Raw genomic sequence first — 23,489 nt, 5'->3', positions numbered from 1 at the left:
TTGGGGTGCGTCCCACGCGCATCGTGCGGTCGTGGGACGCACCCCAAGGTCGTTAGTAGTCGCTGACGAAGCGCTACGGGATTACTTCTTGCGCTTGCCGTAGCGGGCCTCGAAGCGGGCCACGCGGCCACCGGTGTCGAGGATCTTCTGCTTGCCGGTGTAGAAGGGGTGGCAAGCAGAGCACACGTCCACACGAATCTCACCAGAGGTGACGGTGGAACGGGTCTCGAAGCTGTTGCCGCAGGTGCACGTGACCGTGGTGGGCACGTATTCGGGGTGGATACCCTGCTTCATAGGTGACTCCTTATGACTAGGGGTCCCGGGTCCCACACGGATGCGCGGGTGAACCGGAGGCCGGTCGGATATTCTGCCAGCCCACCTCGGCCCCCACAACGCGCGCACCGGGTGAGACGCAGCACGGTAGCGGTGGGCGAGGTGAGCGGACGTGGCGGGTCAGGCCAGCTTGGAATCGTCGTCGGCGTCCGCCAGGGAGGTGCCCTGCGGCGTGGTCTTTGAGATGACCATGAGGAATTCCGCGTTGGACTGGGTCTCCTTGAGCTTGCCGAGCACCAGCTCCAGGGCCTGCTGCTGCTCCAGTCCGGAGAACAGCCGCCGCAGCCGCCACATGATCTTCAGCTGGGCCGGGTCGATGAGCAGCTCCTCGCGGCGCGTGGAGGATGCGGCGACGTCGACAGCGGGGAAGACACGCCGCTCGGCCAGCTGCCGCGACAGTCGCAGCTCCATGTTGCCGGTGCCCTTGAACTCCTCGAAGATGACCTCATCCATCTTCGAGCCGGTCTCCACCAGGGCGGTGGCCAGGATGGTCAGGCTGCCGCCGTTCTCGATGTTGCGGGCGGCGCCGAAGAAGCGCTTGGGCGGGTACAGGGCACTGGCGTCCACACCACCGGACAGGATGCGCCCGGAGGCGGGTGCGGCCAGGTTGTAGGCGCGTCCCAGGCGGGTGATGGAGTCGAGCAGCACCACCACGTCCTGTCCCAGCTCGACCAGCCGCTTGGCGCGCTCGATGGCGAGCTCCGCGACGGTGGTGTGGTCGGATGCGGGCCGGTCGAAGGTGGAGGCGATGACCTCCCCCTTGACCGTGCGCTGCATGTCGGTGACCTCCTCGGGGCGCTCATCGACCAGCACCACCATCAGGTGTGCCTCGGGGTTGTTAACGGCTATCGCGTTGGCGATCTGCTGCAGGATGATCGTCTTGCCGGCCTTGGGCGGGGAGACGATCAGGCCGCGCTGGCCCTTGCCGATGGGTGAGACCAGGTCGATTACGCGTGGGGTCAGGGCCTTCGGGGTGGTCTCCAGGCGCAGCTGTTCCTGGGGGTACAGGGGGGTGAGCTTGGTGAACTCGGGACGGCGCCCCGCCCGCTCGGGATCCATGCCATTGATGGTCTCCACGGAGACCAGCGGCTTGTACTTCAAGCGGTTGGCGCGGTTCTGGCGGCGGCCGCGGCCGGAGCCCCCGCCGGGGCCGGCGTTGTTGTCGCCGTTCTCGCGTACCCACCCGGTGATCGCGTCGCCGGCGCGCAGACCGTTCTCCTTGATCTGCTGGCCGCTGACGTACACGTCCTTGGGGCCGGGCAGGTAGCCGGAGGTGCGCAGGTAGGCGTGCTGGTGGTCAGCCATGTCGAGGATACCGGCGACCGGTAGCAGGACCTCCTCCTCGCGGGCCTGCTGCCCCCGGTCCTGGTTGCCGTCGTAGTCGCCTCGGCCGTCCCGGTCCCGGCGCTTGCGGCCGCGCCGACGGCGTGGGCCGCGGGTGTCCTCGTCCACCTGCTCGTCCCAGTCGCTGGCGCCGCGGCGACGGCGCTCGCTCGGCTCTACCGCGGGGGTGCCGGTGGCGTCGGCCAGGTCCCGCATGAGTGCCGCCTTGGCGTCAGTGTGGTCCGCACCAGGCAGCTCGAAGCCGTGGCGGCGCTCAGGAGCGCCGGGGGACGACTGGGCTCGGCGCCGGGGACGCCGGGATCCGTCACGGGCACCTGCGGGCCCTGACTGCGCTGCGGCCCGGTCTGGGTGCGCGGGCGCCTGGGCACCGTCCTGGGCCGAGGTGGCGTGCTGGGGCAGGTCGAGGGTCAGGGGCGCTTCCGCAGCCGCCGGGGCGTCCTTGGGGGCACCGGCCGCTGCAGTCACACGGCGCCGGGAGCGGGCCGGGGCGGAGAGGCCGGCCGACGCTGCCGCAGTGCCCGTCTCCTCCTGCGCAGATTCGGACCCGGCGGCCTCATCGGCGGCGGGCGCGGGCCGACCGCGGCGGCGCGCCGGTGCGGATGGCTCGCTCTGTCCTGATTGTTTCCCGGGCCCCTGCTCTGGAGCCTGCGCGGCCGGGGCCGACGCGGCCGCGGGTGCGTCTTTCTGGTTCTCGCGGATGGCGGCGATTAGTTCGCTCTTCCGCATACGTGAGGTGCCCTTTAGGCCCATGGATGAAGCGAGCTGCTGGAGTTCAGCCAGTCGCATGGTGGACAGCGAAGGGCGAGCGCTGGAGATCTCGGTCACGAGTGTCCTAACGGTGTGGACATCAGCCTGAAGTGGCAGATGTATCTGGGACTGTCCCGGAATGTCACGGGATGAAGTCGTGCACCGACGAGGAACCGTGGCAGGGCCTGCGGCCTCAGCCTGGTGCGCATGCGGCGCGCCGCTTCGTTTCGGCTCGCCGCCGGGGAAACAGTAGCAGACCACCCGATGGCATTGCACATGCATCGGTATACCGATGCATGTGAACCCTCTCCCGTTTAGTCTCCTTTGCCCTTATCGCGCCGACGGCTCCACCAGCTGGGCGCCGGTCAGATCGATGCCGGGGCGCAGCACCGTCCACCCGTGCCGTTCCAGGGTGAAGCGGGTCTGCTGAGACAGATCCGCCAGGACGAGCACGGTGGGGCCAGCACCGGAGATGACCGCCGGGTAGCCCTGTTCGCGCAGGGAGTCCATCACCGCCATGGATGCGGGCAGCACGCCGCGCCGGTACTCCTGGTGAAGTCGGTCCTCGGTTCCCGCCATGAGCAGGTCCGGGCGCCCCGCGAGGGCGAGCATGAGGATGGCGGCGCGGGAGGTGTTGAACAGGGCGTCGGCGCGCGGCACGGAGGCGGGCAGGACCTTGCGGGCCTCCTCGGTGCTCAGTCTGGTGGTAGACGGCGGGACCAGCAGGCTCACTGCCAGGGTCGCGTCCACCGGCATGGGCGCGGAGCGGGGTGTGCCGTCGGCCTCGATCCAGGCGACGGTGGCGCCGCCGAATACCGCTGGGGCGACGTTATCGGGGTGGCCTTCAAAACCGGTGGCGATCCGGAATACCTCCTCGTCGGGCAGCGCCTCGGGGTCGGACAGCAGGCCACGGGCGAGCATCAGGCCGGCAACGGCTGCGCTTGCAGAGGAGCCCATGCCGCCGCCGTGGGGGATGCGGTTGAGGCAGTGCATCTCGAAGCCCGCCTGGGGTGCGCCGGCGGCGTCCAGGCCTGCGCGCAGGGCCCGTACCACCAGGTTGGAGTCGTCGGTGGGGACAGTGCCCTCCCCCACGCCCTTTACCGTGACACTGGTGGCGCCCACGATCGGGCGGACCTCAACTTCGTCATAGTAGGTGAAGGCCATCCCGAAGGAGTCGAAGCCGGGGCCCATATTCGCGGTGGTGGCGGGCACGCGCACCGCCGCACACTCGTTGGCCAGTCGCATGTGGTTTCACAGCCCCTCTACGCGGCGGGTGGAGACAACCTCGGCGACGCGGTCCTGGGCGCGCAGCCCGTCCACGGCGGCCTCAAGCCTGCCCACCGGGGCGGCGTGGGTGACGATGGTTACCAACGCCAGTTCGTCGCCGACGTCTACGTAGCTGGCCTGCCGCACCGAGTTGATGGAGACGTCGTGGTCGCCGAATACCTGGGCGACTGCGGCCAGCGAGCCGGGCGCGTCGGCCACCCGCAGTTGGATCTGGTAGCGGGTGAGCGCCTGCTCGGGGGGCAGGATCGGCAGGTCGGCGTAGCTGGACTCGCGGGGCGCCTGTCCGCCGTTGACACGGTGGGCGGCGGCGGCGACGACGTCGGAGAGCACGGCGGAGGCGGTGGGGGTGCCGCCGGCGCCCTGGCCGTAGAACATGAGCCGTCCGGCGGCCTCGGCCTCCACCAGGACGGCGTTGAAGCCGCCGTGGACGCTGGCGAGTGGGTGGTCGGCGGGCACCAGGGCGGGGTGCACGCGCACGGAGATGCCGTTGGCCTGCTCGTCCTCGCGGCGCTGGGCGATGGCCAGCAGCTTGAGCTCGCAGCCGGAGGCGTGGGCCTCGCGGATGTCGTCGGCGGTGATGGAGCGGATGCCCTCGACCTCGACGTCGTCGAGACCGACACGCGTATGGAAGGCGAGGGAGGCGATGATGGCGGCCTTGGCGGCGGCGTCGAGCCCGTCGACGTCGGCGGTGGGGTCGGCCTCGGCGTAGCCGAGCTCCTGGGCGGCGGCGAGGGCAGCGTCGAAGGACAGGCCCTTAGTGCTCATCTCGTCCAGGATGTAGTTGGTGGTGCCGTTGACGATGCCGAGCACGCTGGTGACGCGGTCGCCTGCCATGGACTCGCGCAGGGCGTAGACCACGGGGATGGCGCCGGCGACGGCGGCCTCGTAGTAGAAGTCGGTGTTCGCTGCGGCGGCGGCCGCGTACAGCTCGGGGCCGTGGGCGGCGATCAGGGCCTTGTTGCCGGTGATGACGCTGGCGCCGGAGGCGAAGGCCGCAAGGATGAGGGTGCGGGCCGGCTCGATGCCGCCGATGAGTTCGACGACGATGTCGTTGGAGGTGGCCACGGATTGGGCGTCGTCGGTGAGCAGCTCGCGCGGGACGGCCTCGTCTCGGGGGGCGTCCACGTCGCGCACGGCGACGCCGGTGATCTCCAGGCGGGCACCGGAGCGGGCGGCGAAGTCGTCCGCCTGTTCGAGCAGCAGGCGGATCACCTGGGTGCCGACGGTGCCGGAGCCGAGGACGCCGACGCGCAGCGTGGGGCGCTGCGGCCGCGGCGCGGCCGGCGGGATCGACTGTGCCGTTTCCTGGGCTGCCTGCTGTTTCACGGGAACCACCTCGAGTGCGTACGGGCTCGCCGGGGCGGGCGAGCATGACTCGCCACAGCATAGGCGGCGCCGGGGCTTTGGTGCCTCTCCGGCTTGGTGAGCGACGGCGTCACCTCCTCTCGCTCACTTCCCTCTCCCTCCACACGCCGAGATCGGTAGACGTTACGTGCCGAGATCGGTCGGGGCAGATATCAGCGCAGGCCCCGCACCACCCTCGCACTTAGTGCACTCCAGCCGGCCAGCGCCGACAGGCTCAGCGCTAGCCCCGAGGCGGTGTACAGGGACGGGGTGATGGCTACCACCAGCAGCAGGCCGACCAGTATGCAGGTCGCCAGCGCCCAGACCGCCAGCATGCCGTCGCTTCCCCGCCCGACGGTGCCGCGGCGGTGATCCACAGGCTCGTCATAGCGCCCCCACGCCGGGGGCGGGGTCTCCAGGGAAGAGCGCGTCATGTCCATAACCCGACCGTAAGGAATATCTCACTCACGCAGTACGTCCCCGGGGTGGAATTCCGACCCCTACGCCTCCTCCTCAGGGAGTAGGGGTCTTCCCTTAACGACTCTCCGGGCGGATCGTGGCCGACGTCGTCTCCTCCGGGCATCCCGTCACCATCACCGACCGCGGGCGCCCAGTCGCCCGCCTGGTACCGATCAATCCCGAGGAGACTCCCTACGAGCGTCTGCTGCGTGAAGGTCTCATCCGAGAGGCCACGCACGAGCGAACCGGTCCGATCCCTAGCCTCCCTGGATGCGATTCACCTGGCCACAGCCCTCATCCTGAATGACCCGCGCGACCCGGTCACGGTCCTCACCCATAACGCGCGCCTGGCCGCCGCCCGCGCGCAGGGGCTGAGCGCACTCGACCCGGCAGGACCGTCGGCTTAGTCCCTCTCCAGGGCGAGTAGGTCGGCGATGGTCTCCGGGCGCAGCACCCAGCCCTGCCGACCGTCCTCAACCCAGGCGACGCCGGGCCGGGTGAACAGGTTGTAGTTGCTGGCCATGGAGCGCCCGTAGGCGCCGGTGGCCGGAACCGCCAGCACGTCTCCGACCGCAAGGTCGGCGGGCAGGTCCACGTCGCGTACCACCACGTCGCCGCTCTCGCAGTGCTTTCCGACCACGCGCGCCCGCACCAGCCCAGCCCCCGGGTCGGGGCGCCGGTTGGCCACCAGGGCCGTGTAGGCGGCGTCGTACAACGCAGGGCGGATGTTGTCGCTCATGCCGCCGTCTACGCTCACGTACAGGCGGGCGGTCCCCTCCCCCAGCTCCACATGCTTGAGCCCGGTCACCGTGTACAGGGTGACCATGGCCGGCCCGGCTATCGAGCGGCCCGGTTCCACGGAAACATGTGGGACGGCGTCGCCCAGTTCGGCACACAGGTCGCGGACCGCCTCGGCCAGGGTGCGGGCGATGTCCGCCGGGGACGGGGCGACGGGGTCGGCGCCGGTGTAGGCGATCCCGTAGCCGCCGCCCAGGTCCACCTCCTCGCACAGCACGCCGGTGTCCTCGGCGATCTGGTGGCGCAGGCGCAGCACGACGCCGACGGCCTCACGGAATCCGGCCAGGTCGAAGATCTGGGAGCCGATGTGGGAATGCAATCCGTGCAGGTCCAGCTCGGGTGCGGCGACGACGGCGCGGGCGGCCTCGAGCGCAGCACCGGTGGCCACGGAGATGCCGAACTTCTGGTCCTCATGGGCGGTGGAGATGTACTCGTGCCCGCCGGCGTGGATGCCGGTGGTCAGGCGCAGCATGACCGAGCCGGTCTCCTCGGGAGCGTAGTGGCCGGACTCGCGCAGCTCCCGCACGGCGGCGGCCGCCAGCTCGATCTCCTCGACCGAGTCCAGGACCAGGTGGCCGACCCGGTGGGCGAGCGCGGTGCGGATCTCGGCACGGGTCTTGCCGTTGCCGTGCAGGCCCAGCCGAGTGGCGTGGGCGGTGGCGGCCTCGCCGTCGACGGCGGCCAGCGCGGCGACGCCCACGGCCAGTTCCCCGGCGGAGGCGGTGTCGATGCCCATGCCCTCGGCCAGGACCGTGCGGGCCACGCGGGTGGTGAGGAAGGCCTTGCCGGCGTAGTAGGCCTGGCCGCCGTTCATGCCGTAGTCGGGCCAGAACTCCTCGGCCATGGCGGCGGCCCAGGTGGCGGCGCGGCCGCGCAGGTCGGCCTCGTCCAGGACAAACACTGGAGTGGGGGCGTCGGCGAGGATCTCCCCCACACTGCGCTCGCCGATCTCAAGGGCGCCGTCGGCGCCGCGCCGGGCAGACCATGGCCACAGGTCCGGACGCGCCTCGGGCTCGGGGGCGACCAGGGCGCCGAGGGGGGCCTCGCCCGCGGGTACGGCGCTCATCACATGCGCTCCGGAGCACTCACGCCCAGCAGGCCGAGCCCGTTGGCGATGACCTGGCCGACGGCGTCGTTGACCCACAGGCGGGCGACGTGCCCGGCGTCGACCGGGTCGTCGCCGCGCGGGGTGACGCGGGTGGCGCCGTACCAGGTGTGGTAGGCGGCGGCGAGCGTCTCCAGGTAGCGGGCCACGCGGTGCTGCTCACGCAGGGCGGCGGCCTGGGCGACGATGGCCGGGTACTGGGCGAGTACACCCAGCAGCTGGGCGTCGTGGGGGGTGTCCAGCTGGGCGGGGTCGAAGCCGGCCTCGCGGGTCACGCCCCGCTCGATGGCGTTGCGGGCCACCGAGCGGATGCGGGCGTGGGCGTACTGGACGTAGTAGACGGGGTTGTCGTTGGAGGTGGAGGCCAGCAGGTTCAGGTCGATGTCGATCATGGAGTCCATGGAGGAGCGGGCGAGCGCATAGCGAGCCGCGTCCACGCCGACGGCGTCGACCAGGTCCTCCAGGGTGACCACGGTGCCGGCACGCTTGGACATGCGCACCGGCTGCCCGTCGCGCACCAGGTTGACCAGCTGGCCGATGATGATCTGCATGTTGACGCCGGGATCGTCGCCGTAGGCGGCGCACATGGCCATCATGCGGCCGATGTAGCCGTGGTGGTCTGCGCCCAGCAGGTAGATGGCGCAGTCGGCGCCGCGGGCGCGCTTGTCCAGGTAGTAGGCGACGTCGGCGGCGAAGTAGGCGGGGTCGCCGTCGGACTTGATCAGGACGCGGTCCTTGTCGTCGCCGAAGTCGGTGGTGCGCAGCCAGGTGGCGCCGTCGGCCTCGAAGATGACGCCGCGCTCGCGCAGGCGGCCGATCGCGCGGTCGACGGCGCCGGAGGTGTGCAGGGAGTCCTCGTGGAAGAAGACGTCGAAGTCGGTGCGGAAGTCGTGCAGCTCGGCCTTGACGGCGGCGAACATGAGGTCCACACCGCGGGCGCGGAAGACCTCGGTGGCCTCGGCGTCGGGCAGGGTGGCGGGGTCGGGGCGGCCGGCGGCGGCCTCGTCCGCGGTGACCCGGGCGGCGATCTCGCCGATGTAGGAGCCGCCGTAGCCGTCCGCGGGGATCTCCTGGCCGCGGGCGGCGGCGAGCAGGGAGCGGGCGAAGCGGTCGATCTGGGTGCCGTGGTCGTTGAAGTAGTACTCGCGGGTGACCTCGGCGCCGCAGGCGGCCATGATGCGGGCCAGGGAGTCGCCGACGGCGGCCCACCGGGCCCCACCCAGGTGCACCGGGCCGGTGGGGTTGGCGGAGACGTACTCGAGGTTGATGTGCTGGCCCGCCAGGGAGTCGTTGGTGCCATAGGCGGTGCCGGCGGTGAGGATGGTGCGGGCGAGCTCGCCCGCGCTGGCGGCGTCCAGACGGATGTTGAGGAAGCCGGGGCCGGCGACCTCGGCGGAGGCGACGCCGTCCAGGGCACCCACACGCTCGGACAGCAGCTGGGCCAGGGCGCGCGGGTTGGTGCCGGCCTTCTTGGCCAGCTGCATGGCGACGTTGGTGGCCCAGTCGCCGTGCTCGCGGGAGCGGGGGCGCTCGACCTTGGGGACCGGCACCTCCTCCACCGGCAGGGCGAGGCTGCCGTCACTGGCGGCGGCGAGGAGGACGTTGCGGATCGCTTCGGCGAGCTCTTCTGGGGTCACGCGCGCCAGCGTACCGGCACCGCCCCAACGCGCCGAAACCGGCACCACTCACACGCCGAGGTCGGTAGACGTCACGTGCCGAGGTCGGTCGACACGGGTCCGTCACGCTCTGCCCGATGCCGCGCGCGCGAGACATCAGCTCCCGGAGGGCCACCGATTCAGCAGCTTCTCGGCATCCTCCGGGCGCCCTCCTGCCAGATATGCAGCGGCCAGACTGTCGCGTGCGGCCAGGGTGTGGGGGTGGTCATGCCCCAAGATACGCAGGCTATCCTGAAGCACCCGCTCATGTGAGCCGATGGCATCCTCAGGACGCCCTGCCAACTCATAGGCACCGGCGAGGATACCCAAGCGGATCAAGGTCTGAGGGTGGTCAGGCCCCAGGATGCGCATGCTGTCCTGCAGGACCTGCTGGTACAGCTCAATGGCATCCTCCACCCGGCCCGCATCCCGGAGGGCACCAGCGAGGCTTTGGCGGCTAGTCAGGGTGTCGGGGTGGTCAGGCCCCAGGATGCGCAGGCTGTCCTGAACTACTTGCTCGAACAAGCCGATGGCCTCTTCCACACGACCCGCCCTCCAGTACGCGTTGGCGAGGTTGTTGCGGCTGGCCAAGGTATCTGGATGATCAGATTCCAACAGACGCAGATGATCTTTGAGGTTTTGCTCGTACAGGTAGACGGCCTCCTCCGACCGGCCCACGGCCTGGTAGACGTCCGCAAGATTGGCCCGACTTAACAGGGTGTCGGGGTGGCCAGGCCCCAGAACACACAAGCTATCGTTCAGAACCTGCTCACGCAGTCCGATAGCTTCCTCCAGCCGATCCGCAAGCTCGTAAGCGTAGGCGAGGTTGCTTCGGCTGACCAAGGTGTCGGGATGGTCAGGCCCCAGCACACGCAGACGGTCCTTTACTATCTGCTCATATAAGGCAATGGTTTCCTCCACCAGACCCGCAGAATAGTACGCGTCAGCGAGCACATACTGTCCATCAGTACGCTCATCCCCCGGCGGAATTGTCGAGAGCGCCGCCTCAGCCTCTTCCAGACGCCAGCCGGCGGCCAGCCAACGCACATGCATAAGGCGGCTTTGGTGAGACTGCGCCTCGCCGTCGAGCCGTTCGGCACGTGACAGCCACGCCTCCTGCGAGTCCGCCTGCGGCACATTCCCCACTTCCGTCAGCGCGCGTTCAAGCAGCAGCAGGCGCATGCCAGTGATGCCGCCATCGTCACCGTAACGCAGTTCTATCGCCTGCCGCAGCGTGCTCGGCAGGCTCATAACCGGCTCGGCATCTCCGCTAGCAAGAGCAGCAAGAGCGTCCTCAACCCGGCCCATCAGGGCGAGCGAGGGGCGGCGCACAGCAGGAAGACTCGTCAGGCCGCGCACAAGGCTGAGCGTCTCATCCTGGTCGATCATTTCCAGCGCGGCGCGGGCGTACTCGTTCCTACCCGATGCGTGCAGCTCCTCGACGTCGAACCAGTTGACCAGGAACTCAATAATGAGCTTGAGCGGCTCACCACGGGACTCCTTGATCTGGAAGGCGAGACGAGCCAGCGGCTCGGCCAGCTCGTAGTAGGTCCTGCGCCGGTCGAGCAGGTGGGCGAACGGGGTTGAGACCGCGGCGAGCCAGCCCTGATCCACCAGATCACTTACCGACTTTGCCACGCTGCGCTGATCCGCACCCACCCGCTCGGCAATCGCCTTGACCGGCAGTGGCCTGTCAGCCGTCGCCAGTTCGGCGACGACGAGCCGCTGCTGCGGCGAGAGCCGTGCGAGCCGCTCCTGGTAATAGGGAGTGAGATCGTCGAAGCGGGTGAGCAGAAGGTCGGTGATGTTATCCACCTGATCCACTGTCAGCACGCTGCCGAGCAGTGCCCACAACCGTGGTTGACCACCCGCCAAATGCGAAATGGTATGAATACGCGCGACGGCGTCGGGCTCTTCCAGCCGCTCCTCCAGCGCGCTGTCCCCGCCCTCGTGGGCGAGAGCCCGCAGCATGTCCTGGGCCTCCTGGGCGGAGAATGGCTCAAGGCGGATCGTGTCGAAGAAGTCGAAGAAGGGGAAGGCCTCATCGGCGAGCGTCCGGTCCAGCGTCGTCGTGGAACCGATCAGGAGGATGCCGGATTCGGTCTGGAAGAGATTCCGCAGGCGCTGCTGGCCCAGGTCGCCAATCGCATTAAGAACCTGGTCCACGTTCTCCATGAGCAGCAGTACCGGGCCGTTGGTACGCAGCGAGGCGCGCAGTTGCGCATCGAGCTGGTCCTCGCTGAGATGCGAGTCGGACTCCTCACCCGCCGCGTCAAGGATGGCCGCCAGCAGCCTCCCGTAGGACGCGATCGTCCATGGGTCCTCGGGCAACCACGCTATGCGCATTCGTTGGCCGCCCTCGGTCAGGCGGCGGGCGCGATGTGCAACCAGGGCGATGAGGTGCGTCTTGCCAGCCCCCCGCGGCCCAACCAGGAGGGTGTGATGCGGGCTCGGAGTAGTTCCCAGCGCCTCCACGCGCTCCACGAGGCGGGCCAGGATCCGCTCGCGCGCCACGAACAGGCGCTCGAGCTGCTCACCGGGCATAGTGGAGGGGGTGTATCGGGAGATCGTGGTCATGGACGCTCCAGGAGATTGTGCTTACGTGCCCAGATGTAGGCGAATGCCGGATAACGCCAGCGCACACGCGAGCCGCGACGCTCAAGGTAATGGTCGCTGCACAGCAGCTCAACAACCTCATCCAGCTCTTCCGAGGCATCGTCTTCCAGGGCCTCAGTCAGTGGAACCCACGCCCGCGGTGCGGCCGTAGCCGTAGCGCTGAGCACTCGCGCGGCGAGCCGTGCCTTCTGCCCGTAGTACACGCGCACCCGCTCCTCGAAGTGCTTCAGATGCCGGAAGTCGTCCGGATCATCAATGATGCCTTCAAAGGCCTCCCTGACCTCCTGCGGCCCAAGCGTTCCCCCAGCCCTATCAAGGCTGCGGGCAACGGCGTGCATTATGAAGGGGACACCGCCCGCCACCTCTACCAGCTCAGCGACAACACGATCGGAAGGCATCTGCTCAATGCCACGGAGAAGCGCTTGCGCGAGCTCGCGCACCTCATCATCGGGCATGGGCCCGAGGTGCAGCGTCTCCAGGTCGTTTATGTCGCCACTGGTTGTCCCCGCTTGCTCAAGCACGTGATGGAAGCCGATAGAGCCGGTGACGATCCAGCGCACTCGGGTGTACTGCTGCCTGAGCCGACGCAGAGTCTGCAAAAGCTCTTTAGCCGCCTGCGTACCTTCGTTGCGTGCAATATTGCCGACCGCCATAGGCACCTCATCCATGAGGATCAGCGGGATGGCTGAGTCATCGCCTTGGTCCAGCGCTGCAAGGATCTTGGTAAGCAGGTCCAGCGGCGGGGTCTGGCGGTGGTAGGTCTTGAGAGTCAATCCGGGAACACCAACAGTATCGACGTGGTCGAACACCGTTTTGAGGACCTCGCGAACCCGCACCGGCAGCTCCGGGTTCCCACGCAGCCCCTCTGCGGTCACCGCGAGGAAGCGATCCGTAGTCCCCACGCCCTCGTAGTCGATGAAGTAGGGCCGGAAGGCCGCCTCCCTGGCAGCGAATGTGCGCAGCCAGTAGGTCTTGCCCATGCGCCTGGGGTCCGTGAGCAGGAGATTCACCCCCGCCAACAGCCGCTTGCGGGCGCGGTCACTGACCGCAACGCGCCCCACGAACTTCTCGGCATCTCGGGCATTTCCGGGCTGCGGCACCACGGTGAGAGGAACCGGTTCCATGACGACCTCCGATGTACGTCGAATCTCCCGTACAAATATACGTGAAGACTCACGTACGTCAAGAGGTCCTATCGGCCACCCCGAGGCGACCCGCGTGGACACCCCAGCAATCCGACTCGAAGCGCCAAGACCGGCACGAGTTGCGCACAGGCGCCAGCCGATACCGCCTCACCACGCCTGCCGGTGCAAGCGCCCCCACAAAGTAGTAGAGTTTCGGGTAGCCGAAACCATGTGAGGAGGCCGACCGTGTCCGCTCCCGGCAACACCACCGACGCCGTCGACGTCATCGCGCGCAAGCACGCCCCCAAGTCGCGCCCGCCCCGGCACCGGCTGCTGGCCCTGCTGGGCCCGGCCTTCGTTGCCGCGGTCGCCTACGTGGACCCCGGCAACGTGGCGGCTAACATCACCGCCGGCGCCCGCTACGGCTATACGCTGGTGTGGGTGCTGGTACTGGCAAACGCCATGGCTGTGCTGATCCAGTACCAGAGCGCCAAGCTCGGTATCGTCACCGGCCGCTCGCTGCCGCAGGTGCTCGGGTACCGGCTCGGCCGTGGCCCGCGCCTGGCCTACTGGGCACAGGCGGAGCTGGTCGCCGCCGCCACTGACCTGGCCGAGGTGATCGGCGGCGCCGTCGCCCTGCACCTGCTGTTCAACATCCCGCTGCTGACCGGCGGCGTGATCATCGGCGCCGTCTCCATGCTGCTGCTGGCCCTGCAGGAGCGCCGCAGCCAACGCACCTTCGAAGGGGCCGTGGTGGCGCTCCTGGTGGTGGTGACGATCGGCTTCGTGGGCGGGCTGCTCATCGCCCCACCCGACTGGGGCGAGACCTTCGCCGGCCTCATCCCCCGCCTGCAGGGATCGGGCAGCCTGCTGGTGGCCGCCTCCATGCTCGGCGCCACCGTCATGCCACACGCCATCTACCTGCATTCCTCCCTGGTGCGCGACCACCACGAGGAGATCGGTGAGGGGCACGCCGAACGCCAGGCCGACGGCGCCACCCCAATTCCAGACGACGGCGCACCCGCCACTTCCGGCGGTACCCCCCATGGCGACGGCGCCTCCTCCGGGCAGACGCGCACCGGCCGGCTTATCCGCGCCACGCGCGTAGACGTGATCTGGGCGCTGGCGCTGGCCGGCGGCGTCAACATTGCCCTGCTGCTACTGGCCGCCTCCGCCCTGTCCGGCGCAGACGGCACCGACACGATCGAGGGGGCGCACGCCGCCATCACCGCCTCACTGGGGCCGGCCGTAGGCGTCGTGTTCGCCATTGGACTGTTGGCGTCCGGGCTGGCATCGACGTCGGTGGGCGCCTATGCCGGCAGCGAGATCATGGCGGGCCTGCTGCATATCCGCGTACCGCTTTTGGCGCGCCGAGCGGTCACGCTTGTGCCCGCGCTGATCATCATCGCCGTAGGGGCCGAGCCCACCTGGGCACTCGTGCTCAGCCAGGTGGTGCTTTCCTTTGGGATCCCGCTCGCGATCGTGCCGCTGATGCAGGCCACCGGCTCGGAGCAGGTCATGGGACGGTGGCGCGACGGCGCTCTACTGCGCTGGACCTCCCGCGCGGCGGCGACGCTCATCATCGTGCTCAATCTGGCGCTGGTGGTGCTCACACTTACGGGTAACGGGTGAACACCCGGGCGTACACGTCGGCGAACACCACAGGACGCCAGTTTCCGTCCAGCGCCCGAACGCTGGTACAGTCACGCCTCGGGCCCCGGTAGCTCAGTGGATAGAGCGTCTGCCTCCGGAGCAGAAGGTCGCAGGTTCGAATCCTGTCCGGGGCACCGGCCCCGAGCCCCCGCCCGATCCCGAGTCGGCGGGGGCTTCGTCGATCCGGCCATTGCAATGAGCCCTTCCCTGTTCATAAGCAGGCCGTGAAGCTGTCAGCGCTGGTAGGTGATGGAGTCGGTGTCGTCGAGGACGATGTAGAGACTGCCCCTGTTGGCGGATACGCGCAGGGCGCCGATGACGATGACGTGGTGGTCTACGAGGTCACCGATGCTGGCGTCGAGGTTGTCCTGGACGCTGGGGGCCTGGTCCTCACGGATCATAAAGCCGGCAGTGTTTCTTCGGCTGGTGCCGGGCCGGGGCTTGAGGTTCAGGAAGACACTGCGCGTTGCGGTGTTCTCGGCGTAGTCGGTGACTCGGCCGTAGAAGCACGCGTGCAGACCGTCGTGGTCTTTGGTGAGGGTGTTTGCGGGGATCAGGAGTCGGCTGACCGGCCCTCTGGTCTTGTCGGGCAGCGCAAGGGTTGTTTCGGGGTCGAGGCGGCCGCTGAGGGCGCGGGCGAGCAGCGAGGCCAATGGGACTTTTCTCGCGGTGGGGGCGGATCGTCTGCTGGCGGGGCCTGTGATGGCTGTGGCCATGGGACGTCCGGAGGCCTTGGTGCGGGTAGTGGGCGTCCTGGTGTCCTTGCCCGGTGTGGAGCTGGGCGTGATGAGCAGCAGTGTCGGCCCCTCATGGCGGGTGCGGGTGGTTGTGGATCCGTCGCGGTGGCCTTTTCTGGCTCGTACCGCGGCTTCTCCCTCGTCGCAGTCGGTGATGTGTTCCTTGGCGGCGAAGTGGGGTCGGACGTACGGGGAGTTCAGTGCCTTGGCCCAGGCGGTGGCGCGGCAGGGTCTGCCGTCGGGTGCCTGGCCCGGGCAGGTCAGCGCCTGGGGTGTGTTGGGACTAGCCGCGTATTTTTCGATGCTGATCAGTTCTCCGCCGCTGGTAGCTGCGTAGCGCAAGGTGGTGCTCCTGTCTTGGGGACCGCAGGTCGGTCCTGCCTGTCCTCAGCAGGTGCGGGGCGTCTGACTGCCCCGGCCTGCGGGCCTGCTGGCGGTGGTGCGTCGGCGAGCCGGGGTGGGAGGGCGCCCGGCCGGGCACCATCCCACCTATCCCTGATTGTTACCGAGACCGTACCGCGACATGCGGGTAGCTCACCGTCCGGTCCAAGGATCGCAGGTTCGAATCCTGTCCGGGGCACCGGCCCCGAGCCCCCGCCCGATCCCGAGTCGGCGGGGGCTTCGTCGATCCTGAGGGACGCTGTAGCAGAATGCCTCTGAGTCCTTGGCAGCTCAAGGCATCGTCGCGCGTTGGTGGCCGCTGTTACGCTGAACATGCCTTCTCCGGCACCTCCTCTCGGAACACTCAATGTCCTTGCCCGAGAAGGTAGGAGCCAGGAGGGAGGTGGGGGCCATGTCCAAGCCGAAAGGCCGACATGCCAAAGTCCACAAGGACAAGGGAATGGCCCGGAAGCTGAGCGAACTGTTCGAATCACTCGCTCAACTGATCCGGGCCATTGGTGTCCTTGTGGATGCCCTCGGCAGGTGGCTCAACTGAACCGCCTGCGTCGGGGAGCCATCCGTATGCCACCAGGTGGCTCCCCTCTATTGTGCCCGCGACGTTTCTCGCTGGCAAGCCAAATAGGCACAAGACAGGTCGGGTTGTTGTACGTCAGGGCCGGGCCTCGGCGTTCCCCGCACGCTACTGCACTGCGATCAGCGCGCGCCGGCGGCGAGGTCTCGGTCGGTATCGAAGATGACGCGGTCCGCGGCCACGGTCAGCTCCCCGGAGCGGTTGTCACCGAAGCGCCGGCCGATACTTCGCCCCGTCCAAGGCTCCCAGCCGGGCTCACCGGTCTCGATGAAACTCACCCAGGCCGAATGCATCGCGTCCGCGAGCGCCTGCGGCGGCGACGCTCCGAGCGTGTGCTCACAGTAGGGCTCGCCCAGGCAGTCGAAGACGAAGGGGATCTCCATGCAGTGCGTAGCCTGTCCCGCACTCCCACCGCAGTAGCTGAACTCGTAGGCGTAGCTGTCGGCGGCTTCCTCGGTATCCGGCCCACCGCCGAGGATGCCCGCACCTGACTCGGCCCGGCCGGCCGCGCCGGTGGCACTCGTGCCCGCCGCCTCGGCGTGCGCGGCGCGGGTTAGGAACCACCCGGCGAGCGGGATGTGGAAGGTCGCGTCCGAGATGAGGTTGCCGATCACCATGTGCGGGGAGTCGGCATGCTCGGGGTGCGCGGCAAGCAACCGGTCGGCCATCGACCCGCTCATGCCGCCGGCCACCAGCACCTCGCGCGGGTTGCGCCCGGCCATCGCCTCGGCGTATGCCATGCCGGCTAAGGCGAAGTCGTGCGTGGTCGAGCCGACGAGGATCGGGACCTGCGCCCCGTCTCCCCGGCGCAGGGCCTGGCGGATCGGGGCACTGATGATCTCACCGTCCACGGTCGGACTGAATGGGATACCCGTATCGGGCTTGCCGATGCCCGCCAGCACCCCGGCTACCGCTCCGGCGGGGTCCGGTCCGGCTGCAGCGGCACCGCCGTCGTCGGCGCGATCCTCGACGGCGTCCAGGGCGTTCTGCGCGGTGAAGACATCGTCATAGCTGCAGGACCGGAACCCCGCGAGCGTCGGCGCCACACCGAGGGCCGCGGCCATGCGAGCGGCATTGTCCGCGTTGCGTGCGGCCGGCAGGTCCGTGACTGCGCCGGACTCGGAGATCACGCCGCGGAACAGACCCCGGGCGCGCGGCACGGACAGGAGCACCAGGCTGTTGCCGCCGCCGGCGCTCTGCCCGCCGATCGTCACCTTGGCGGGGTCGCCACCGAAGCGGGCGATGTTGTCGCGCACCCACTCCAGGGCCATGACCTGGTCCAGAACCGCCCGGTTGTAGGGGGCGTCGGAGTCGGGGATGTACCCGTACCCGTCGAAACCGAGCCGGTAGGCGACCGACACGGTGACCACGCCGTCGCGATTGAAGGCGGCGCCGTCATACCAGGGCGAGTTGTGGGAGCCGGAGGTCCAGCCGCCGCCGTGGATCCACACCAGCACCGGCAGGCCTGCGTCCTCGTCCCCCGGCGCGGGGGTGAAGACGTTGAGGGTGAGGAAGTCGTCGCCGGGCACGCTCGGCTCGGGGATGGCCGGGTCGGCGAAGATCGAACCGCGCTGTGGCGTGGCCGCGGGCAGGACGGCGGCATGCTCGCCGCTCCAGGGCTTGCGGCGCACGGGCGCCAGGAAGCGCAGGTCCCCCGTCGGCGCCTCGGCGTACGGGATGCCGTAGAAGGCTGCGGAGCGCTCGTACCGGGCGGCGGGGCCGATCCGGTCGGGAGCGGAGACGATGCTGCGCCATACCCCGCGCACCGCTCCCGCGGAGGTATCCACGCGGGGCCCGGTCTGCCCGGCTGGGACGGCGATCGGGGTGGAGGCGACGTGCTGGGTGGAGGCGTGCGGCGGAGGGCTGGGCGCGGTCATGCCCTGATTCTCACCCCCAACCACCGCAGTGTCACAGCCTTGGCATCATGCGGCACCCACCGGGGGTGACGGCGCGCCCGGGCGCCGTGCGTCAGCCGAGTACTTCCAGCGCGAGGGCGGGATGATCGGTGATGATGGCGTCGACTCCGCGCGCGGCCAGCGAGCGCATCTGCTCTGGGTCGTCTACGGTCCACACGTGCACTTCCAGCCCGGCGGTGTGCGCCTGGGCGATGAAGCGGCGAGTGACCACGGGCACGCGGTGGAAGCGGAGGGGCACCTGGACGGCGTCGACCCGCCCGTTGGTCCAGGCCCAGCGCGTGTGCGGCACCGGCACGGCCGCCTCGCTGAGCAGCATCAGCCCGGCCACGTCACCCACCCCCAGCGAGGTAGTTGCCCGCGGCTCTTGGCGGCGCAGCACCGCCAGGCGACGGGCGGAGAAGGAGGCGAAGCGCACCCGTTCCAGGGCGTCGGCCTCGCGCACCGCCTGGAGTGCAGGCTGCACGACGCCGGAGTCCTTCAAGTCGACGTTGAAGCGGATGCCGGGGTGGGCGGCCAGTGCCTCGTCCAGGCGCACGGGGGCGCGCCCGTCGCCGGCGTCTACTCGTGCCAGTTCGTCCCACGTCAGCTCTGCGATGCGTCGGGGGTCCCCCGTCGTGCGCGCCAGGTCGGCGTCATGGGAGAGCACGACAACGCCGTCTGCGGTGGCCCGCAGGTCGGTTTCCATCCAGGTCAGGCCGAGCCCGGCCACGTGCTCTACGGCGCTCCAGGTGTTCTCCGGAGCCTCCCCGCCACCGCCCCGGTGGGCGACGACGGCGCAACGGTAAGAGGGTGACATTATCGGCTTCCTGTGCGGCTCGTTCGGATGGCTGCAGGGCGGTGGGTGCAAGCGGTCAGGCGCAGTCCGTGGTCAGCTCGACGGCGGTGTGCTCCGCCAGCCACTCCTCTGGGTCGACGGTCGAGGAGTCCTCTGTGTTGTTGGCCGTACGCACCTCGAAGTGCAGGTGCGGGCCCGTGGAGTAGCCGGTGGAGCCGACGCCGGCGATCAGCTGGCCCGCCTCTACCTGGTCCCCCTTGGATACGTAGATGCCGTCCTCATACATGTGCAGGTAGCTGGTGTACCAGGTCTCGCCGTCGAGCTCATGCTCGATAGTGACAGTGCCGGTACTGCCTGACATGCCGGCCTCCACGACTGTGCCGGCGGCGACCGCGTAGATGGGAGTGCCGGCGGAGGCGGCGTAGTCCTGTCCCGCGTGGAGCTTCATGTATCCCAGGGTCGGGTGCAGCCGGTAGCCGTACGGGGACGAGACCGTGTAGGTGCCCTCGATCATGGGGTAGAACAGCTCCGGGGCGGAGTTGAATGCCGCAGTGTCGCCGGAGGCGCCGGAAGTCTGTGCGGCGCAAGTTGCGGAGGCATTCTCATACGCCTCGCGGATCCGGGCCAGGGTGGCGGCGTCGGGCACGTTGGACAGCTCGGAGTCGGTATCGACATCGGCGTCGGAACCGAGTACTGCGGCCGCGATCGAGGAGGAGGGGTCGGTGGTTCCCACGCCGGTCGGATTCGTGCTGCTGGCACCCAGGGCGGCGACCGCCTGCGGACCGGTGGGCAGGCTCAGAGTCAAAGGAGCCACCACGGTCACCAGGGCTAGGACTGCCAGCACGCCCAGCCGCCCCACTGTTCCCGCGTAGCTGTACCGACGGCCCCCGGGTTGGCGCGCGCCCATGCCGACGCCGGATGGGCTCCGGTAGGTATCGACCTGGACGGGAGCCGGGGTGGACTCCTGCGGCGCGGGAGCCGGTGACACCGGTGGAGCGGATTGTGCGCCGGGCTCCCGCTCGCGTTCCGCAGCGCGTTCTGCGTCACGACGTTGCCGCCGCGTCATGGGCTGTTCGGCCACGCAGTGCCTCCAGAGGTAGTGCTCGCGGCCGCCGTCGCGACCGACCGGTGCACTTTAACCAGCCGTGATCCGCCATTACCAGGACGACGGTCACATCTCCTGCGGGATCATCCCTGCCCCAGGTCACGGCGGCGATGGTCCTCCCGCTGCATTGAGTCATGCACCTCACCGACGAGCTCCTCGAGAATGTCCTCCAGGAATACCACGCCCAGCGTCGTGCCGGACTCGTCCTGGACGCGGCCCAGGTGCGCGCCGGAGCGTTGCATCGAGGCCAGTACGTCCTCAACCTCGTCATCGGCATGAACCGGCACGAGCGCGCGTACCCGCCACGGGGGCACGGGCCGCGCCCGTTCCGCCTCATCGGCGTACAGCACGTCCTTCAGGTGCAGGTACCCGAGGATTCCCGCATCCGGCCTGTCCGCGTCTCGCCCTTGCGCGGGCGCGCCGGTCGGCGCCTGGCCGGGCCGGGAGCCGGGAGCGGTGACCTGGGGCTGTCTCACCACCGGGAAACGGGAGTAGCCCGTAGCAGCCACCGCGTGCTCCACGTCCTTGGGCGTGCAGCCTGTGGGCAGGGTAACCAGTGAGCCGACCGGCACCATCACGCTGCCGGCGGTTTCCTCCGAGAACTCCAGGGCGCCGGAAAGCAGCCCGGTTTCGTCGTCCAGGACCCCTTCCGCGGTGGAGCGCTCCACAATGGAGGCAACCTCAGCGGCATTGAAGGCCGCGGAGACCTCCTCCCTGGTTTCGATGCCGCACAAGTGCAGCACCCCGTTGGCGAAGCCGTTCAGGCCGGTGATCACCGGACCGAGCACCCGCGACAGGCGCACCAGCGTCGGCACGATCCACCGGGCGGCAGTCTCGGGCGCGGAGATTGAAAGGTTCTTGGGCACCATCTCCCCGATGACGACGTGTGCGTAAACCACAATCACCAGGGCCGCCACCACGGCGATTGCATGCGCCCCGACGGCGCCAACGCCCACCCGGGTGAGCAGGGGGGTCAGCAGGTGGGCGATGGCCGGCTCGGCAACCACACCCAGGCCGGTTGAGCAGACGGTCACTCCTAGCTGGGCGGTCGCGAGCATGCGAGAAACATGCTGTAGCGCCCACAAGGCGGTGGCAGCGCGCCGGTCCCCGGCCTGTGCCAGCGGTTCCAGCCGGGCTCGCCGCGAGGAGGTGACGGCGAACTCCGCAGCCACAAAAAACGCGTTTCCGGCCAGCAGCGCCACCGTCAGGAGCAGCGCGAGGGAGGTACTCATTTCCCCGTCTCCGCTCCCCCGGCGGTCGCGTCCGCCTCACCCTGCTCCATACCGACGCCTTCAGGTGTGGCCAGGGGATGCACGCGCAACCGGGTGATGCGGCGCCCCTCCATGGCCTGCACCGTGAGCACTGCCTGCGGCGTGGTCACGGCGTCGCCGACCTCCGGGATACGACCGAGCTCGGTCATGACCAGCCCGGCCAGGGTCTCGTAGGGGCCGTCGTCGGGAACGAACACGCCGGCACGGTCGGCCAGCTCGTCCGGACGCAGCCACCCGGGCACGCGCCAGTCCCCCGACGCATCGGCGTGGGCGCCGGAGCGACGCCGGTCGTGCTCATCGGCCACGTCACCGACTATCTCCTCCACGGCGTCCTCGAGCGTGACCACGCCGGCGGTGCCACCGTACTCGTCTACCACGAGCGCCATCTGGCTGCCCGTGTCACGCAGCTCCACCAGCAGCGAGGCCAGTGGCATGGTCTCCGGCACCCGGGGGGCGGGGGTCATCAGGGACGAGGACGTCACCGGCACCTCCGCCCGCTTGCCGTAGGGCACGGCGATGGCGCGGCGCAGGTGCACGATGCCGAGCACGTCGTCGCTGTCATCACCGATCACGGGGAAGCGGGAATGGCCGGTTGTGCGCGCCAGGGCGACGACGTCGGCGGCGGTGTCGTTCTCGGCCAGGGCGCGCAGGCGGCCCCGGTCGGTCATGACGTCGACTGCGGTCAGCTCGCCCACACCAATGGAGCGCGTCAGCAGCGTGGCGGTGGAGACGTCTAGGACGCCCTCCGCGGCGCTGTGCCGCACCAGTGCAGCCAGCTCGGAGGCTGAGCGCGTGCCGCTGATCTCCTCGGCGGGTTCGATCCCGATCCGGTGCAGCACCCGGTTGGCGGTGCCGTTGAGAACCGCGATGACCGGCCTGAGTGCCGTGGTGAAGGCCGTCAGGAAGGGGGTGACGGCGCGCGCGGCGGCCATCGGGTCTGACAGGGTGGCGTTCTTGGGGATGAGCTCACCCACCACCATGGAAAAGGCATTGACGATGACCAGGGCGGCAGTCGCTGCTACGCCTGTAGCCACGGACTGCGCCAGCCAGGTGGACATCAGGCCCGTCAGCAGCGTCGCCAGCGCCGCCTGCATGGTGTACCCCAGCAGGATCGTGGTCAGGGTGATACCGACCTGCGCACCGGACAGCAGCGTGGACAGCCGGCTCAGGGCCCGGCGGACCCTGGTGGCGCCCCGGTCGCCGGCGACGGCGCGGGTTTCCACCGTAGAGGGATCCAGGGCCACCAGGGAGAACTCCCCGGCGACGAATAGGGCGGTTCCGGCCGTCAGCAGCACGCCGACGGCGATCATGAGCCACTCCCTCACGGCCGGCCCCCGGCACACAGGCGAGTGGACTCAGGGTGAGGGTGGTCTGATTCGGCACCGGAGCGGGTGGGGCGCCCGTGCGCCCGGCGAGCGTGTCGTCGCATAGTGCTGGCACGGTATCACCTGGACGCGGCGTAGGTGGTGCGCGGCCGTCGGCGTCGGCAATGGCAGGATGGATCCTGCTCGGGACCCAAGCGCCCGAGGACGACTTCACCGGCGTGCAACTGCCGTGTGGGAAGGAGCTGAGCGGGTGCCCATGGACGAAACGAGCCTGTGCTTCATTGGCGACGAACTGGTCTCCGGCTACGGGGATGCCCGCGCCCTGGGATGGACCGGCCGGGTAATGGCACGCACCCCCCGCGAGCTCGGCATCATGTGGAACACGCTGGCAGTTCCGGGCGAGACGACTGCCCGGCTTGCAGAGCGCTGGCAGAGCGAGGTGGCCCGCCGCACCACCAGCTCCGGCGTCAACCGGCTAGTTATCGGCCTGGGAGTCGCAGACGTGCTGGCCGGCGTCTCCCACGCCCGCTCCCGCCTGGCCATCGCGAACGTACTGGACACGGCCACCAGCGAGCACCGCGCGTGCTTCGTAGTAGGTCCGCCGCCACTGCCGACCGCTGACCCCGATGGCACGGCCGCACTGTCACGGGCAGTCGGCGAAGTTTGCCAGCGCCGCGGTATCCCGTACGTGGAGACCTTCGAGCCGCTGCGCAACCACGACCAGTGGCTCTCGGACGTCGTCTCCGACGGGGGCCGGCACCCGGGCCAGGCGGGCTACGGACTGCTGGCCTGGCTGGTTCTGCACCGCGGCTGGTACGAGTGGCTGGGAGTGCCCGCGCCGCGATGAGCCGCAAGGGCAACCAGGGCGCTCCGTCTTTTAGAGCGGTTTAGGTGGGAAGTGCCGTTTGGCGCGCGGCCGCCG

At 69.4% G+C, this 23,489-nt stretch carries 19 protein-coding genes, 1 tRNA gene and 1 pseudogene; 6 read left to right on the top strand and 15 right to left on the bottom strand.

The window, feature by feature from the left end; translation table 11 throughout:
• Positions 1–81: 81 nt before the first annotated feature.
• The 5 genes from rpmE to GZ997_RS07315 form a co-directional block, all read right to left on the bottom strand.
• Entirely contained in the window at positions 82–294 is a 213-nt protein-coding gene (rpmE, locus tag GZ997_RS07335; RefSeq protein ID WP_161923838.1) for a 50S ribosomal protein L31, read from the bottom strand.
• Between the two features lie 159 nt (positions 295–453).
• The gene (gene rho / locus GZ997_RS07330; protein ID WP_162679423.1) at positions 454–2,502 is read right to left on the bottom strand and encodes a transcription termination factor Rho; all 2,049 of its coding nucleotides are present in this window, start codon (positions 2,500–2,502) and stop codon (positions 454–456) included.
• A gap of 252 nt (positions 2,503–2,754) precedes the next feature.
• Complete coding sequence (gene thrB, locus GZ997_RS07325; RefSeq protein ID WP_161923836.1) at positions 2,755–3,669, bottom strand: homoserine kinase; 915 nt, start codon at positions 3,667–3,669, stop codon at positions 2,755–2,757.
• Positions 3,670–3,675: 6 nt separating this feature from the next.
• Positions 3,676–5,001: a homoserine dehydrogenase gene (locus tag GZ997_RS07320; protein ID WP_162679469.1), complete on the bottom strand. Its 1,326-nt coding sequence runs from the start codon at positions 4,999–5,001 to the stop codon at positions 3,676–3,678.
• A gap of 227 nt (positions 5,002–5,228) precedes the next feature.
• On the bottom strand, positions 5,229–5,489 hold the full coding sequence (locus tag GZ997_RS07315; protein ID WP_162679422.1) for a hypothetical protein: 261 nt from the start codon (positions 5,487–5,489) through the stop codon (positions 5,229–5,231).
• A 122-nt stretch (positions 5,490–5,611) separates the two neighbouring features.
• Here GZ997_RS07315 and GZ997_RS13055 point away from each other — a divergent pair.
• Positions 5,612–5,686 (top strand): annotated as a pseudogene (locus tag GZ997_RS13055) (type II toxin-antitoxin system prevent-host-death family antitoxin); the annotation flags it as partial.
• A gap of 37 nt (positions 5,687–5,723) precedes the next feature.
• On the top strand, positions 5,724–5,921 hold the full coding sequence (locus tag GZ997_RS13050; RefSeq protein ID WP_237564437.1) for a hypothetical protein: 198 nt from the start codon (positions 5,724–5,726) through the stop codon (positions 5,919–5,921).
• Here the strand turns inward: GZ997_RS13050 and lysA are convergent.
• From lysA to GZ997_RS07285, 4 genes are all read right to left on the bottom strand, one after another.
• Positions 5,918–7,381, bottom strand: coding sequence for a diaminopimelate decarboxylase (lysA, locus tag GZ997_RS07300; protein WP_162679421.1), 1,464 nt, complete (start codon positions 7,379–7,381; stop codon positions 5,918–5,920). The genes GZ997_RS13050 and lysA overlap by 4 nt on opposite strands.
• Positions 7,378–9,054 (bottom strand): arginine--tRNA ligase, encoded by a 1,677-nt coding sequence (argS, locus tag GZ997_RS07295; protein WP_162679420.1) that lies wholly within the window; start codon positions 9,052–9,054, stop codon positions 7,378–7,380. Before argS ends, lysA begins: the two co-directional genes overlap by 4 nt.
• 135 nt (positions 9,055–9,189) lie before the next feature.
• Positions 9,190–11,649: a tetratricopeptide repeat protein gene (locus GZ997_RS07290; protein ID WP_162679419.1), complete on the bottom strand. Its 2,460-nt coding sequence runs from the start codon at positions 11,647–11,649 to the stop codon at positions 9,190–9,192.
• Positions 11,646–12,812, bottom strand: coding sequence for a hypothetical protein (locus GZ997_RS07285; protein ID WP_162679418.1), 1,167 nt, complete (start codon positions 12,810–12,812; stop codon positions 11,646–11,648). Before GZ997_RS07285 ends, GZ997_RS07290 begins: the two co-directional genes overlap by 4 nt.
• Before the next feature lie 285 nt (positions 12,813–13,097).
• Here GZ997_RS07285 and GZ997_RS07280 point away from each other — a divergent pair, with 285 nt between their 5' ends.
• Positions 13,098–14,444 carry an Nramp family divalent metal transporter gene (locus GZ997_RS07280; RefSeq protein WP_162679468.1) on the top strand — a complete coding sequence of 449 codons (1,347 nt, stop codon included), beginning with the start codon at positions 13,098–13,100 and terminating at the stop codon, positions 14,442–14,444.
• A gap of 82 nt (positions 14,445–14,526) precedes the next feature.
• Positions 14,527–14,599 (top strand) — tRNA-Arg (locus GZ997_RS07275).
• A gap of 99 nt (positions 14,600–14,698) precedes the next feature.
• Here GZ997_RS07275 and GZ997_RS07270 read toward each other — a convergent pair.
• Positions 14,699–15,544 (bottom strand): hypothetical protein, encoded by an 846-nt coding sequence (locus GZ997_RS07270; RefSeq protein WP_162679417.1) that lies wholly within the window; start codon positions 15,542–15,544, stop codon positions 14,699–14,701.
• A 451-nt stretch (positions 15,545–15,995) separates the two neighbouring features.
• Here GZ997_RS07270 and GZ997_RS12445 point away from each other — a divergent pair, with 451 nt between their 5' ends.
• Positions 15,996–16,139 (top strand): hypothetical protein, encoded by a 144-nt coding sequence (locus GZ997_RS12445; RefSeq protein WP_203234080.1) that lies wholly within the window; start codon positions 15,996–15,998, stop codon positions 16,137–16,139.
• 158 nt (positions 16,140–16,297) lie between these two features.
• On the opposite strand, the gene GZ997_RS07265 is transcribed toward GZ997_RS12445, so the two are convergent.
• The 5 genes from GZ997_RS07265 to GZ997_RS07245 all read right to left on the bottom strand — a co-directional run bounded on the left by GZ997_RS07265 (position 16,298) and on the right by GZ997_RS07245 (position 22,567).
• Positions 16,298–18,052 (bottom strand): carboxylesterase family protein, encoded by a 1,755-nt coding sequence (locus GZ997_RS07265; protein WP_162679416.1) that lies wholly within the window; start codon positions 18,050–18,052, stop codon positions 16,298–16,300.
• 91 nt (positions 18,053–18,143) lie between these two features.
• Entirely contained in the window at positions 18,144–18,887 is a 744-nt protein-coding gene (locus GZ997_RS07260; protein ID WP_162679415.1) for a glycerophosphodiester phosphodiesterase, read from the bottom strand.
• Between the two features lie 55 nt (positions 18,888–18,942).
• On the bottom strand, positions 18,943–19,854 hold the full coding sequence (locus GZ997_RS13045) for a M23 family metallopeptidase (RefSeq protein ID WP_308807215.1): 912 nt from the start codon (positions 19,852–19,854) through the stop codon (positions 18,943–18,945).
• Between the two features lie 200 nt (positions 19,855–20,054).
• A complete protein-coding gene (locus GZ997_RS07250; protein WP_161923828.1) occupies positions 20,055–21,203 on the bottom strand; it encodes a hemolysin family protein in 1,149 nt (382 codons plus the stop codon).
• Entirely contained in the window at positions 21,200–22,567 is a 1,368-nt protein-coding gene (locus tag GZ997_RS07245) for a hemolysin family protein (protein WP_343212297.1), read from the bottom strand. The genes GZ997_RS07250 and GZ997_RS07245 overlap by 4 nt, the downstream gene beginning before the upstream one ends.
• A 256-nt stretch (positions 22,568–22,823) precedes the next feature.
• Between GZ997_RS07245 and GZ997_RS07240 the strand changes: the two genes are divergently transcribed.
• Complete coding sequence (locus tag GZ997_RS07240; RefSeq protein ID WP_161923826.1) at positions 22,824–23,414, top strand: GDSL-type esterase/lipase family protein; 591 nt, start codon at positions 22,824–22,826, stop codon at positions 23,412–23,414.
• Positions 23,415–23,489 lie beyond the last annotated feature (75 nt).

It is taken from the genome of Actinomyces sp. 565 (assembly GCF_010365615.1).
Classification (GTDB): Bacteria; Actinomycetota; Actinomycetes; order Actinomycetales; family Actinomycetaceae; genus Actinomyces.
Note: the sequence above shows the minus strand (reverse complement) of the source record. Positions and strands in the feature narration are given on the sequence as shown.

What these genes read in the sequence shown, in the direction of transcription:
- GZ997_RS07265 (WP_162679416.1), bottom strand. Translation starts at nt 18,052, where the DNA reads ATGACCGCGCCCAGCCCTCCGCCGCACGCCTCCACCCAGCACGTCGCC.
- thrB (WP_161923836.1), bottom strand. Translation starts at nt 3,669, where the DNA reads ATGCGACTGGCCAACGAGTGTGCGGCGGTGCGCGTGCCCGCCACCACC.
- GZ997_RS07260 (WP_162679415.1), bottom strand. Translation starts at nt 18,887, where the DNA reads ATGTCACCCTCTTACCGTTGCGCCGTCGTCGCCCACCGGGGCGGTGGC.
- GZ997_RS07240 (WP_161923826.1), top strand. Translation starts at nt 22,824, where the DNA reads ATGGACGAAACGAGCCTGTGCTTCATTGGCGACGAACTGGTCTCCGGC.
- GZ997_RS07285 (WP_162679418.1), bottom strand. Translation starts at nt 12,812, where the DNA reads ATGGAACCGGTTCCTCTCACCGTGGTGCCGCAGCCCGGAAATGCCCGA.
- rpmE (WP_161923838.1), bottom strand. Translation starts at nt 294, where the DNA reads ATGAAGCAGGGTATCCACCCCGAATACGTGCCCACCACGGTCACGTGC.
- GZ997_RS07250 (WP_161923828.1), bottom strand. Translation starts at nt 21,203, where the DNA reads ATGAGTACCTCCCTCGCGCTGCTCCTGACGGTGGCGCTGCTGGCCGGA.
- GZ997_RS07290 (WP_162679419.1), bottom strand. Translation starts at nt 11,649, where the DNA reads ATGACCACGATCTCCCGATACACCCCCTCCACTATGCCCGGTGAGCAG.
- GZ997_RS12445 (WP_203234080.1), top strand. Translation starts at nt 15,996, where the DNA reads ATGTCCAAGCCGAAAGGCCGACATGCCAAAGTCCACAAGGACAAGGGA.
- GZ997_RS07315 (WP_162679422.1), bottom strand. Translation starts at nt 5,489, where the DNA reads ATGACGCGCTCTTCCCTGGAGACCCCGCCCCCGGCGTGGGGGCGCTAT.